This window comes from Candidatus Zixiibacteriota bacterium, assembly GCA_016933955.1.
Taxonomy (GTDB): domain Bacteria; phylum Zixibacteria; class MSB-5A5; order GN15; family PGXB01; genus JAFGTT01.
On sequence record JAFGTT010000001.1, the window covers coordinates 22,291 to 35,830 of the forward strand.

Consider the following 13,540-nt stretch of genomic DNA (forward strand, 5'->3'; position numbering starts at 1 on the left):
GCTAACGGGTTTGGATGGCCTTTTTCAATTTTTCACCCCGCTAACGGCTTACCGGTCAGATAATAGGCCGTCATCACCGGTAAAAATAATTTATCCGATGGCTAAAGTGGTATGGGGAATATCCGATACCAATACCGGAAGCCGCTGTTCAAATTTTTAACAGCAACTTTCGATTTTATGGAGTGAGTGAGATGATATCTCGAAGTGCATGGAGCAATTACATCTTTATGGCCTTAATTTGCCTGGTCGTTTCGACGGGCCATGCGCAGGATCTTGTCTGGCAACATCACCACGGCGGTGTCTATAATGAAAACGGGTATGCCGGACTGGAGACAGGCGAAGGCGGCTATTTAATCCTTGGAAACACCTATTCATATGGGGCGGGTGGATTCGATCTGTATCTGCTGAAAATATCCGCGGCCGGTGATACCCTCTGGACGCGGACCATCGGGGGGATCGATACTGATTACGGTTATGATGTCGTTTCATCCGGCAACGACGGCTATGTTTTGGTCGGTTCCACCCGATCTTTTGGAAGCGGTAAAAAAGATGTCTATCTTGTTTGTACCGATTCGCTGGGTTCTATCGTTTGGTCGAAAACCTACGGGGGAAGTGAGGATGATGAGGGGCGATCGGTCCGGCGGACGGGGGACCACGGTTATATAATATGTGGAACCAGTAATTCCTGGGGAGCCGGTTATTCCGACATTTATCTGGTGAAAACCGACTCGCTGGGAAATCTGGTCTGGTCGGAGACATTCGGCGGGACCGGCGGCGAGACCGGATATGCCGTTCGCCAGACAATCGATGGGGGTTATATCGCGGTCGGAGCCACGGGATCGTTCGGGACCGGTTACAGCAGTGTTTATGCGGTTCGGGCAAACGCCTCGGGAGACTCCCTCTGGGCCACTACTTATGGTGGCAGTGGGGCCGATCTGGCCTATTCGGTCGAGATTGCCGGTGACCAGGGGTATCTTATTATCGGCGCCACCTCATCGTCGGGTTCCGGGTATACCGATGGTTATCTGATTAAAACCGATGCGAACGGAGTAGTTTTATGGGAAAAAACGTACGGCGGAACCGGTGATGACAGACTCTATCATCTTTGCCGGGCTCTGGACGGCACCTACCTGTTAACCGGAACGACCGATTCATACGGCGCCGGGAAAATCGATATTTATCTGGTCAGGACTGATCCGGCGGGTGATACTATCTGGACTGAGACTGTCGGAGGCTCCAATTCAGATTATGGGCGTATGGTTTTTCAGGATCAACTCAACGATTACCTGGTTATCGGGGAAAGCTACTCATATTCGGCAGGGGGGACCGATGTATTTATCGTCAAAGTCGGAGGTGAGACTACGCCGGTGCTTGACGATGATCCGGGGAATTTGCCATCCGGATATAAACTGGTCCAGAATTATCCCAATCCCTTCAACTCCACGACCTCGATCGAGTATGCCTTACCGCGCCATGCCGATATCTCACTGACCATTTTCAATCTTCTCGGCCAGGTAGTTAGGGAGTATCGCCTTGACCGGCAGAGAGCCGGAGTCCATATTATCCAATGGAATGGAACCGACCAGGATGGTTATGAAGTGGCTTCGGGAATCTATTTTTATCGTCTGTCGGCAGGCGAATATACCGAAACCAGAAAGATGCTGATAATCAAATAATCCAAAAATTCCGACACCGCCATCATATCGGGCGGAATTAATGTCCAAAAAGCGAGTAATTCTTAATACAGGGTGCGGGTCGCCCCAGCATTAACGGCAGTTCGGCCAGAGATGGGCAGCATTTCTTTATTATTGCGATAGATTCAACCGGGGCATCCGCCGCTGACCCCGATTCGGATGCAAATGCCATAGCCATCATCGTCAGACAGGGACTGGCGCACATTATCAAATACAGCACCATGATGCAAAAAATGACGATAGCGATCCTGAGCATTTTGGCTCCCTTCTCATGATCCGGTCTGTTTAATCAGGCTGTCGGCTCACCGATTTGAGGCAGACAGTATGGCGGGCCCGATTAATTATGTCCGGCACCATGAAACCTATTGCCAGATATATTTATGAAGAATTATGATACAAACATTGTGCCAATACGCCTGGTCGATCAAATCGGCAGTGTAAGTCGTTGTCCGGCAAGATAATTATAATTGGCAATGGTCTTTCAGCCGGATTCGTTCGTAGTTTTTTACGAAAAAACGATACCCTGATACAATTACTGCGATATGATTCATGCGAAAAGAGCCGTCATTGCGACGGCTCCTGTCAGTGATTGTTTTCGGGAATAATATGTGATGATTCGGCTATTTGAGTAAAATCATTTTTCTGGTTTCGCTATGCTTTCCAGTTTTAAGGCGATAAAGATATATCCCCGATCCCGCCTTGGTGCCGTCGTCTGCCGTACCATCCCAGGTAACACGATAATTCCCCGGGCCTTTTGTATCATCAACCAGGGTGGCCACTTTCCGGCCAATAATATTATAAACTTCAATTGAAACCGGCGATCGTTGTGGAAGTGAGTATTCAATCGTGGTTATCGGATTAAACGGATTGGGTACATTCTGCGAGAGTCGGCAAGTCTCAGGCAAGATATCGGCTTCATGATCCTCGACAGCGGTCGAGTGACAGAGTGAAGGGAGCCGCCCGATATTATTCATTCGCCGGTTGACACGCCAGAATGGGACCGGGAAGGAGCATTCGTCATATTCAGCCCCAGGATAATTGACGAAAATCTGATTGCTATCGGGTGTGGTGATAACCAGATCGACATGACCATCGCGGTTGATATCGCCCAGCGATGGCGTGAACCGGTCACTGGTATAGACATCGCGGACGGTGATCAGTGGAAATCCGGGGATTTGAGCTCCGTCGGCATCCCAGGCATAAATCCTTTGGGCGTTATAGGTGTCAAACATATCGTTATTGGCGCAGGCCACCACATCGATGCGGGAATCGCCGTTTATATCTCCCAGAAGGAGCATATTCATAACACTCGGTTCCGGAGTGGTGGCGAACAGGCCGTTGTGGCTGTTGGGAATATACGAGGAGCCGTCGAGATTCCAGGCCAGAACATAGCTTGTGCTGATATCGAAAAAGGTCGAGAAATACTCAGCCTCGCCGTCATCGTCAATATCGCCGAAAATCGGCACGCTCGGCACGACATAGGTATCGACTCCCATTTCATGAGGCCAACCGGGAAGCAGATTGAGCCCGCCATCAAAGGCATATATCCAGTAGTTATAATCGAGATAATAGCCATACATAATCAGTTCCTGGACATCATCGTTGTCAATATCATAAGCCGAAAAACCGGCGATATTAAAATCGCTTCCGTTCATCTGGATCAAAAGACTGTCAATGGTTTGACCCGTGACGGCATCAATTTGACGAAGCAGGCAATAGGAGAGATTACAGGCGTAAAATTCATCGAGTCCATCGTTGTCCAGATCAACCGAGAGGATATCATAAAAATAATTAAAGACATACAACAGGGAACCATCCGGGCGGAAAATAAATGTTTTCGATAAATCCCCGTCATAAATATAGACAAAGATTTCATCGAGACCATCACTATCGATATCTTTCAGGAATACTTTGGGGAATTCGCTTTCGGTGCGGTAGTAATTCCCGACCGGAGGGGTAATTCCCAGATAGTTTTCAATTCGCTCGCCGCCCGATGGGAAAATATATACTTTGGGAGGATCATACCCCACCGCGACAATATCATCGATCCCATCACCATTGATTTCCCCAATGGCAGGCGGGATCATGTAATTATTGCGCGGGAAAAAGGGCAACCCGTCGGTTTTGGCCGTGCCATCGGGATTGAAAGCCATCATCCCGGCCGATGTTCCCAGGAGTATTTCATTCACCCCATCGTTGTCGTGGTCACAATAGGTGGTTATAATGGCCGGATAGCCATTGACGGGTGCTTTCCAGGCCTGGTCGGTGCCAAACATGGATTGGATATAAACCGAAATCGTATCGGCTTTAAGGAGGCTGTCGAAAGAATAAAGCGACAAACGTAAATCATAAGGACTCTCGGGAATTTCTTCGAGAAACCACCCTTCGATTGCTTCATCATATAGCGGCCACGATACACTGGCGATTTCCTCCCAACCGCTGTCGGCCGAGGCCGGTTTGTACTCCAGAATTGAATATCCGAATTCCGGTGAGTAGGCTCTTCCCAAAACCTGAATAAAATCGGAGATGGTCTCGCCGTCGATCGGTGACGTAATTTCGACCACGGTATCATTGGCAATATAGACAGAGGTATAATAAACATTATCATCGCCGCATGAAAGGCGAAGAGTATAACGGCCGTTGAGTCCGTCTTGAGAGGTGTTCCAGACAGCCAGGTTTTCATCGGTTACGGGGGTATTGGAATTGATAATATTATACCAGCTTTCCGGGTCGGCGCCGGGGCCGTAATCAAGACTGTATTCCGTAAAATCGTTACCGTCGGCAAGGCCAATAATATCAACCATTCCGGAAACGATTTCGTTCGGTCGGGGAGATTCTATCATCGCCCTGACTTCCGGAATGAGTGATAATGCTCCGTCCAGGTTCAACCGCCCGTATCCGCAGTAATTGTCGAATCCCGGATAATTCCATCCTACTCCATAGGGATCGACAATATCGACCGCCGATTGCTCGAGAATCTGCCTTGTTTTTTCGGGGGTAAGGCCGGGGGAGGCCGCCTGCAGGACGGCCGCGGCTCCAACCCCATGGGGACAGGACATGCTGGTTCCCGAGGCCAGATAGTAAATAGTATCGATAATATGGACTTTACGTTCGTATGGCCACTCCGAACCATACATATCGGTATTGCCGGCCCGCAGGGAAAGAATCATGTACCCCGGTGCAACCACGCTCAGATGATCACCATATGTCGAAAACGAGGTGACCTGATCAGAATCGTTGGACGCCCCGATGGCGATCGTGGCGGCATAAGCGGCGGGGAAATTATAAGAGAAGGCGCCATCGTTTCCGGATGCGGCGCACAGGATGACACCTTTATCGTGGGCATAGTTGATAGCTTCTTCGATCAGGTCGCTTCGGAAATTGAGACCGAAACTCATATTGACCACTTTGGCGCCGTTATCGGCGGCATAAATGATGGCCCGGGCGATCCGGGTCACCAATGGCAGGGGATCAAACTTCAGAGCCATAATCCTGCAATTGGTCGCAATTCCGGCGATCCCGACGGCGTTATCGGTTACCGCGGCGACAATCCCGGCGCAATGCGTGCCGTGCCCCTCGGTATCGGTCGGATCATTATCGCCCAGATCGAGGGCATCGATACTCGAGGCAAAGTCCCAGCCATGCATATCATCGATATAACCATTATGGTCATCATCAAGACCGTTATCGGGGATTTCCCCGGGATTTACCCAGATGTTGGCGGCCAGGTCGGGATGGACCATGTCTACTCCGGTATCGATTATGGCCACCACCACGGTGGTCTGATCAGGAATTGTTCCATAGACCTGACCGGCTCCGATATCGGCTCCCGGAATTCCGGCGGTTAATATTAACTCATCATTTGATGTTCCCCAGTTACTCAGAACATGATAATGTTCCTGGCCATTATTTTCGAGATTCCATTGAAACTGGTACAGAGGATCATCGGGAGTATCATAAAATTCTACCGTATAATCCGGTTCGGCATAAATAATCCCCGGTATGGTTTTAAATTCATTTTTAAAAGCCTCGATATCGATGCCCGGGGCTGTTTCGAATATATAGACATTGCGAAATCTATTACCGGCTTTAATCGAGGCTGTTTTGGAAAGCAGGGATTTTAAATTCCGGACCTCATACTTATTATTGAGCCGATCAATATCCGATTGACCGGTTTTGGCCAGACCTTTTTCAGGCGAAATCATAAGCGGCACTCGGCTGTTATCGAATTTGACAATCAACCGAGTAGGCTGATAGGAATCATTCGTCACCAATCCGTCATAATAAATGCCCAGGGCATCCGCCGCAGGTAGAAAAAGGATAGCCGCCAATAATGAATAAAATATTATCTGTCTCATATATTTTCCCGTGTTCCTTTCTGAGCTACTTCCAAATCTACGGATATTTTATTAATCATTTTATAATTGCAATTTATGGCAATCCGGTCAGTATCAAAGTTATTGTCTTATTTAAAATTACGAAAAAAGATGATTTTCGCAAGGATTCTTTTAGGCGGATCGGATGGTCTTTTCATGAGATACGATAAGATTAAAAATCATCAGGATCGTAGCGATCGTCGATCCCCGGCTGATAAATATTCCGGGTAAAACCGGAATCCACCCGACACTCGAACGTGGTATCGCTACGGGCAAAGATATTTATATTGTCGATACTATGAAGCAGGGTGAAACCCGACAAAGCCGGGACATTATTGCCGGTGACGATATGGCTGACATAATCGGGTGAATCCGGCGGATTGATTCCATAGTAAAGCGGAACGTCACGGTGCAGGTAATAATATCCGCCGCTTCGAAACCACAGATCCGAAGCATCATAAACCCCCGCCATATTTTTTTCATGGTTCAGGAATTTATAGGCTTCCAGCCTGGGATCGGAATAGAAAATCGTGCGATTATAGACTTTAAAAATTCTCTGGCTGTAGACTTTATACTGACCAGGAAGAAGGGCCATTGCTCCCAGGATTGAAATCACCAGAAATATCCCGATCTGAAGCATTCGGGATTTTCCCTTCAATCCGAATTTTTGATTTAATTCCGCCAAAATCATGCCGCCGAGAATCATTATCAGGGGAATTATCAGATAAATGTAACGATAGTCGAACTCATGTTTTTTAGCCGGGATAAGCAGATGAGAAATCAGTATCAAGCCGATTAAGATCAAAATTCTCCAGTTTTTTTTCACGATCAGCAGACCCGCCACGGGAATCAGCCAGTGGAAGTAAAACGATGCATACCCCAGGAAAAAAAGACAGTCAAAACTGAGAGTCGAACCGAAGGCTCCAGCCATAAAAAACGATTTGTCGATGATATATATATTATGATATGATATAAAAGGGCATCCGAGAGTAAGTATATCGAATATCGCCACCAGGACGATTCCGACCGCGATAGAAAACAAGTATAATCGGCGTTTTCCAGATGAGTACTCAATCGAAAAAAATACTATCATCGCCAGGACAACGGGGATGTAGTTGATACGAATGGCGGCCGCCAGAACCGCCATTATTCCGGATAGGATGATATTTCGATTATGGTTTTCGGATAAAGCCAGGGCCAGAGAAACCATAAAGATATTTGCCGCCCAGACATCACTGAGCGGCCGGATGGAAAAATAAATGATTTCATACCACAGAGCGCAGAAAAAAGCCGCCCACAGACCGGCCTTAACCGAGTACCATCTTTCACCAATACGATAGGCGGCCCAAACCGCGCCGATTGAAATCAATGAGAGGATGACTTTGATGGCCGGGATATAGAATGATGGATTATCGAGCCGGAACCATTTGAACGGATAAAGAAGGGCTGTCATGAAACCGGGAACCAGCCATGAACGCGCCGAATAGCGGAACTCCCAGGGAATAAAACCATATCCGAAAACAATCCGATGAGCCTGTTCGAGAATCTGAAAATTCTCATCGGGGTGGTTGAAATTGTCCGAAATCAGGGCTGTTATGACTCTGGCTATCAAAGCCAGGGCGATAATCGCCATGAAAACATGCGCGGATCGGTTGGAGTTTTCTGTCTGTCCCGCCACCTGGTTGTCTTCTAAAAGCGCATCAGATCTTTAATTGTCTGATAAATATATTTTATCCTCAGGATCCGTTCCCGATCCTGTCCCCTAATATCCTCTATCCGAAGCATGACATAATTGCCGTCGGCGGTCCGGGCCAGATATGATTCGCCGAGCATAATCGGCATTTTTTCAACGGCCGGGATATCCAATTCCAAATGGTTGTACTGATAAATATCTTTTGTCTTTCCCAGGGAATAAAATTCAGTCTGTCGCAGAAAACCGTTGAGGCGATGCGGCGAGGCGATATAATCGACGCCGTCCTTACTGAAAAAATACAGGTCGTTCAATTCCCCATCGGCCCGGACATAATTGCCCAGCTTGAAGGAAAAACCATCGGTGGTGTCGCTGTAGCGAAAAGCCAGGGAGAATTCCCCTTCGGGTCGGGGAATAACAGCCACTTCATTCGATGATTTCGAAACCGAGCCATCGGGAAAGACCGTTCTGACGGAGACAAAATACTCCTCGCCATTGTTCGCATCCTCAATAATCATGGTCTCGAATTCATTGTCGGGATCGGTATCACCCGGATAGGGGTTTTCATTATAAGGTTTAATGGATCGGGGGAGACCGGCCGAACCATAGCGCTCGAAAATCGATTTTGGCCGCAGGTAAATGTTATAGCCTGAAATCATAATACTGTCATCACAATTGGGGTCCCACATCAAGGTCATTTTGCCGCTTTCCGGTTTTATTGTCAGATTTTCCGGATAGCAATCCGGCCGAATTACTTCTCCGCCCGGACGAGGAGCCTTTCCACACCCTGCGAGCATAATAATACCGGCTATAAGTAATAACCACTTTATATAACAATCAAATCGATTTGTCTTGGACATAAAAATTTGCCTCCCTTATCTGTCACTACCAGATCTTCCTCAAGCCCGGCATAACCGATACCCTTGAGTTCGATCCCCAGTTCCACTGTAAATGTATTACCCTTTTCAAGAGGGATGGTGGGTGTATTGCCGTACCTTTTCCAGCGGGGTCCGACAATAGCGGCACCGTCGTGAACCGAGCGGCCGATTTGATGCCCCAGGGCATGCTGATATTCCGGGTATCCTGACCCTTGGAGTATTTTTCGCGCTTCAGCATCGATAATGTATCCCTTTTTCCCGGGTCGATACATTTCCGAGGTAACATCGATTACCTCGCGGACTTTGTTAAAGGCTCCCAGCAGTCGGGTCGGGGCCGTTTTTTCTCCGGGGCGGCGGAAATAAGCCAGGCGCTGAATGTCGGAGCAGTAATTTTCGACAACGGCGCCAAAATCGACATGGAGTAAATCGCCCGGCTCCAGGATAGCCTCGGTCGGATGACCATGCCCGGCGGTCGATTTGACACCGGCATTGACGATAGTGTCGAATGAATTACGCCCGCCCAGTTTCTCAATATTGGTATCGATTATACGGGCTATCTCTCGCTCGGTCAAACCGGGTCGGATTTCCTCCAGAGATTTTTGCCAGCAGTCAGATGCCATGAAAGCCGCCGCTGAAATAAGTCTAATCTCCTCGGCCGTTTTTCGACCGCGAACCAGCGAAACAATCCCCTCGGCCGAAACAAATCGCTCGATATATGGCGTTCCTTTTAAATATTCCTTTAGTAATTGGAACATGCCGTACGTCAGACCGTCGGAGGCGATATCATTGGTTGAATAATTCAGGGCGATGGTACGGGGATCAAGTTTTTTTACCGCCCGGCGAATTTCCCGGCCGCAGTCTTCGACATAGGGAATAACTCTGTCAAACCGGCCGGAACGCTCGAAATCGGGAGCGTCGAAATTTCCCACCAGGGCAATTGTCTCGCCGTCTCTGGCGATCAAAAAAGCCGACTGCCAGACAACCTTATGACCGATTACAAGAGGTACGGCGGGGTCGGCCATCATGTCGGATTCTCTGACAAAAATCAGCCAGAGATCGATATCCAATTCCTTGAGAATCTCTATGGCCTGTTCTATTTTGATTCGATACAGGTCCATTTCAATACCTGGTTATATCCACCCGGGTGATATTATTGATATTTCTTCCCAAAAAACGCTCCGTTATCTGGGTGAATTTATCGGGAACATCGGAGACATAGAATTTATGATTAATTTCCCCTCCGGACGGGCGCATCAGATTCTTTACCGAGAGCAGGGCCGCCACCTCGCGGGCGGTTTCTTCGGCCGAATCGACCAGGCGGACATTATCACCCATCACTTTGCCGATGACTTCCTTCAACAGGGGATAGTGGGTGCAACCCAGGACGAGGGTGTCGATATCCAAATCGATCAGGGTTTTGAGATAATCATAGGCAATCAGGCGGGTCGCCTCGCGGTCGATATAACCTTCCTCGGCCAGCGGTACAAACAGGGGGCAGGCCAGTGAAAAAACCTTGATATCGGGATTTCTTTTCTGCATGGCATGAGCATAGCTGTCGGATCCGATCGTGGCTTTGGTACCGATGATCCCGACCCGGCCATTGCGGGTATAATGGACCGCGGCCTTGGCCCCGGGTTCGATCACACCCAGGATGTCAATATCATATTCATCCTTGATAGTATTCAGGGCCACCGCTGAGGCGGTATTGCAGGCGGCCACAATAAATTTCACTTTATGCTCCAGCAGGAAATTAATATCCTGGCGGGTGAACTGAGTGATGATTTCCTTGGATCGCCCGCCATAGGGTGACCGGCCGACATCACCGAAATAGACGATATTTTCTTCCGGTAGTAATTTGAAAATCTCGGCTACCACGGTCAGGCCGCCGACGCCGGAGTCAAAAATACCGACAGGTCTTTTCTGGATATTATTGGGACTCATTGACGATTCTCATATTTGGCTTTAAACCTTTTCAATCCGGCATAAATAGCTTCAGCCACTTCCTGCCGGTATTTTTTATCGTTGAGTAAATCCTCATCACTCTTATTGGTCAGGAAGGCCGACTCCACCAATATAGAAGGCATATAGACCTGATTCAAGACAATAAAGGCCGCCTGGTCGATCCCTCTCGATCCGGTTTTCTTGCTTAGATTTTTGCGGAATTCACGATCAGACATGGCCGCCAGATCGGCCGATTCGACCTGGAATTCAGTCTGAATCATATCGCTGATTATCAGACTTAAATCATCGATTTTATCCCCCATCGCTTCGCTTTTTTCGGCAAGGAACGGGGCGTTTTCCAACTGGGCGGCGGCCCGGGCTTCATCATTTTTGGCCGGGGCCAGGAAGAACACCTGGAACCCCCGAGCGGAACGGTTAGTCGAGGCGTTGGCATGGATGGATACGAAAATGTCGCCCTTGTTTTTATTGGCGATATTGGCCCGCTCTTCCAGCGAAACATACTCGTCCTTTTCGCGCGTCATAATTGCCTGGAAGATTTTTTCATCACGAATCAGTTTGGCCAGTCTTTTGGCGATATCAAGGACGATTTTTTTCTCGCGCGTATTATCCAGACCAATGGCCCCGTAGTCTTTGCCGCCGTGACCGGCATCGATTATAATTCGGTCAATCCGATCATCAGGCCCGACCTTTTCAACCGTGGTCGATACCGGGACGACCGTGGTATCGCGCAGAGATATCTGGATCCGCGGCGGACCGGCCTGGAATTTATGCGTAAATGATCCGATGTTCTGTTTCAGTCGAAAAGAAACCTGCGCCGAACCCTCGAACTGAAAGGCATTGATATCGCGCAGGAATTTGTTAGATTTGCGGCTCAACACCTGACGGATATTGACGGTTCCTCCCGGAATGGTAACATTGATCCAGTTGCCTTCCGAGATATATATTTCATAGCTGCGCGGTTCGGTTAAGAAAATTTCAATCAGCAGGCCATTGGCTTTTGAATCCAGGGCGACATCAGTGATATTGTACCATTCCGAATTAACCCGGATAACTTTCGACCGTTCATCCCAGCTGATCTGTTCCGGGCGTATCAAATCGAACAGGGGAATGAAAGCGGCAGCCGGCAAATAGAGATTGCCATCCCGAGAATCAACCGGATGAGTAATATTTTTTACCGTATCATCGATACTGATGTACGGTGAGTTCATATAAAATACAGCCCGATGTCCCTCGGCTTTATATTTGGCCGAAAAGCCAATAATATCCCAGGAAATTCTTTCACCAAACAGCTCCACGAACTGCGATAGAGAAAAATAAGTTATATCGTTATTATCAAAGGAACCGATTTTCTCCAGGCCGCCCGATAACTGCACCGTCACATCACCGGCCAGGGCGATGCCGGGGAGAAAAATGGCCGCCAGTATTATCGATACAATCAGGATCTTTGGATTATTCATGGTTTTTGTTTTTCATACTCCGGCGATGGGCCTTCTCGATGGATCGGTCCGCCTCACGTTTGGCAATCTTGTCCCGTTTGTCATACATTTTACGTCCCCGGGCGGTGGCCAGTTCAATTTTTACATAGGGGCCTTTGAAGTATATCCGAAGGGGAATGAGAGTGAATCCTTTTTCGTTGGTGGCCCCGAATAACCTTCGGATTTCCTTTTTATGTAACAACAACCGGCGCGGTCGGGTCGGCTGATGGCTCTCATGACCGGAAAACTCATACGGTGAAATGTGCAGATTAAAGAGAAATACCTGACCGCCATCGATGGCGGCATAACTGTCGGCCAGATTTACTTTCCCGGCCCGGAGCGATTTTACCTCGCTTCCCAGCAGTTCGATACCGACCTCCCGTTTTTCTATTATGTCATAATCCCGCAAGGCCTTACGGTTTGTGACAATATTCCTTATGCGAGGTATGGCGTCATTCATGGCCCCTAATATAGAGGTATCAGTGAGGGGTTGCAATTGTTTTATTGATTTGATAACTTACCCATCGATGAATATTATCGGGAGTCAATGATGAGGGTTGCCCTGTATCAGAATAATCCGATTTTTGGAGAAACAGAAAAAAATGTTATCTCCGTTCTGGCCGCTGTTGAGAATGAAGCTTTCGATCTTCTGGTTATACCGGAACTTTTCGCGACCGGCTACCAGTTTAAAAATCGCCAGGAGTTGAAATCATTAGCCGATCAAGTCGGGGATGGATATACTTTCAATCGGCTTAAGGACCTTGCGCGATATAAACAGGCTCTGATAGTCTATGGTTTCCCGGAAAGGGATAATGATTACCTGTATAATTCCGCCTTGGCCATTGCCCCGGATGGGCATTATCATCTCTATCGCAAAACCCATTTATTCGATACCGAGAAAAATGTTTTCGATCCCGGCGATACCGGTTTCAAGGTATTTCAATATCGAAAATATCGAATCGGAATGATGATCTGTTTTGATTGGCGTTTTCCCGAATCCGCCCGACGGTTGGCTCTGGATGGAGCCCAAATAATCTGTCATCCCTCCAACCTGGTACTGCCCCATTGCCCTGATGCCATGATTACCCGCGCCCTGGAAAATAATGTTTTTACCATAACCTGTGATCGGGTCGGTAGTGAATCTCACTCCGGCACGAAATTGACATTTATTGGCAAATCGCGAATTATTGGCCCCGATGGCCGGATTCTGGGTGAATTGGGAGATACCGAGACCGCCTTTTTAGCCGCCGGGATTGATCCACAACTCGCTGATAATAAATCGATTACACCTCATAATGAGATATTTGCCGACCGCCGGCCGGAGTATTATTAAAATATCGCCGCCCCGGATTACGAATCCTGTCCGTAATAAGTGTGATTCCCGAAATGTATTTTGATCCTGCCAAATATTTATTAATTAAAATTTCGTGATGCCGATAACTAATTTAGATGAATTTGCTCTAAA

At 48.1% G+C, this 13,540-nt stretch carries 10 protein-coding genes; 2 read left to right on the forward strand and 8 right to left on the reverse strand.

Features of this window, described 5'->3' with window-relative positions; genetic code table 11:
- Nucleotides 1-191: 191 nt before the first annotated feature.
- A complete protein-coding gene (locus JXQ28_00095; GenBank protein ID MBN2276123.1) occupies nt 192-1,676 on the forward strand; it encodes a T9SS type A sorting domain-containing protein in 1,485 nt (494 codons plus the stop codon).
- A 37-nt stretch (nt 1,677-1,713) separates the two neighbouring features.
- On the opposite strand, the gene JXQ28_00100 is transcribed toward JXQ28_00095, so the two are convergent.
- The 8 genes from JXQ28_00100 to smpB all read right to left on the reverse strand — a co-directional run bounded on the left by JXQ28_00100 (nt 1,714) and on the right by smpB (nt 12,535).
- Entirely contained in the window at nt 1,714-1,950 is a 237-nt protein-coding gene (locus tag JXQ28_00100) for a hypothetical protein (GenBank protein MBN2276124.1), read from the reverse strand.
- Between the two features lie 364 nt (nt 1,951-2,314).
- Entirely contained in the window at nt 2,315-6,052 is a 3,738-nt protein-coding gene (locus JXQ28_00105; GenBank protein MBN2276125.1) for a S8 family serine peptidase, read from the reverse strand.
- Nucleotides 6,053-6,242: 190 nt separating this feature from the next.
- On the reverse strand, nt 6,243-7,748 hold the full coding sequence (locus JXQ28_00110; protein MBN2276126.1) for a hypothetical protein: 1,506 nt from the start codon (nt 7,746-7,748) through the stop codon (nt 6,243-6,245).
- A gap of 11 nt (nt 7,749-7,759) precedes the next feature.
- A complete protein-coding gene (locus tag JXQ28_00115; GenBank protein MBN2276127.1) occupies nt 7,760-8,557 on the reverse strand; it encodes a hypothetical protein in 798 nt (265 codons plus the stop codon).
- A 29-nt stretch (nt 8,558-8,586) separates the two neighbouring features.
- Complete coding sequence (locus JXQ28_00120; protein ID MBN2276128.1) at nt 8,587-9,756, reverse strand: aminopeptidase P family protein; 1,170 nt, start codon at nt 9,754-9,756, stop codon at nt 8,587-8,589.
- A 1-nt stretch (nt 9,757) separates the two neighbouring features.
- Nucleotides 9,758-10,564: a glutamate racemase gene (locus JXQ28_00125; GenBank protein ID MBN2276129.1), complete on the reverse strand. Its 807-nt coding sequence runs from the start codon at nt 10,562-10,564 to the stop codon at nt 9,758-9,760.
- 11 nt (nt 10,565-10,575) lie between these two features.
- Nucleotides 10,576-12,057 carry an N-acetylmuramoyl-L-alanine amidase gene (locus tag JXQ28_00130; protein MBN2276130.1) on the reverse strand — a complete coding sequence of 494 codons (1,482 nt, stop codon included), beginning with the start codon at nt 12,055-12,057 and terminating at the stop codon, nt 10,576-10,578.
- Nucleotides 12,050-12,535: an SsrA-binding protein SmpB gene (gene smpB, locus JXQ28_00135; protein MBN2276131.1), complete on the reverse strand. Its 486-nt coding sequence runs from the start codon at nt 12,533-12,535 to the stop codon at nt 12,050-12,052. The genes JXQ28_00130 and smpB overlap by 8 nt, the downstream gene beginning before the upstream one ends.
- An 87-nt stretch (nt 12,536-12,622) precedes the next feature.
- Here smpB and JXQ28_00140 point away from each other — a divergent pair, with 87 nt between their 5' ends.
- On the forward strand, nt 12,623-13,408 hold the full coding sequence (locus JXQ28_00140; GenBank protein MBN2276132.1) for a hypothetical protein: 786 nt from the start codon (nt 12,623-12,625) through the stop codon (nt 13,406-13,408).
- The last annotated feature ends 132 nt before the right edge of the window (nt 13,409-13,540 follow it).

What these genes read in the sequence shown, in the direction of transcription:
- JXQ28_00100 (MBN2276124.1), bottom strand. Translation starts at nt 1,950, where the DNA reads ATGCTCAGGATCGCTATCGTCATTTTTTGCATCATGGTGCTGTATTTG.
- smpB (MBN2276131.1), bottom strand. Translation starts at nt 12,535, where the DNA reads ATGAATGACGCCATACCTCGCATAAGGAATATTGTCACAAACCGTAAG.
- JXQ28_00140 (MBN2276132.1), top strand. Translation starts at nt 12,623, where the DNA reads ATGATGAGGGTTGCCCTGTATCAGAATAATCCGATTTTTGGAGAAACA.
- JXQ28_00105 (MBN2276125.1), bottom strand. Translation starts at nt 6,052, where the DNA reads ATGAGACAGATAATATTTTATTCATTATTGGCGGCTATCCTTTTTCTA.
- JXQ28_00095 (MBN2276123.1), top strand. Translation starts at nt 192, where the DNA reads ATGATATCTCGAAGTGCATGGAGCAATTACATCTTTATGGCCTTAATT.
- JXQ28_00120 (MBN2276128.1), bottom strand. Translation starts at nt 9,756, where the DNA reads ATGGACCTGTATCGAATCAAAATAGAACAGGCCATAGAGATTCTCAAG.
- JXQ28_00115 (MBN2276127.1), bottom strand. Translation starts at nt 8,557, where the DNA reads ATGCTCGCAGGGTGTGGAAAGGCTCCTCGTCCGGGCGGAGAAGTAATT.
- JXQ28_00130 (MBN2276130.1), bottom strand. Translation starts at nt 12,057, where the DNA reads ATGAATAATCCAAAGATCCTGATTGTATCGATAATACTGGCGGCCATT.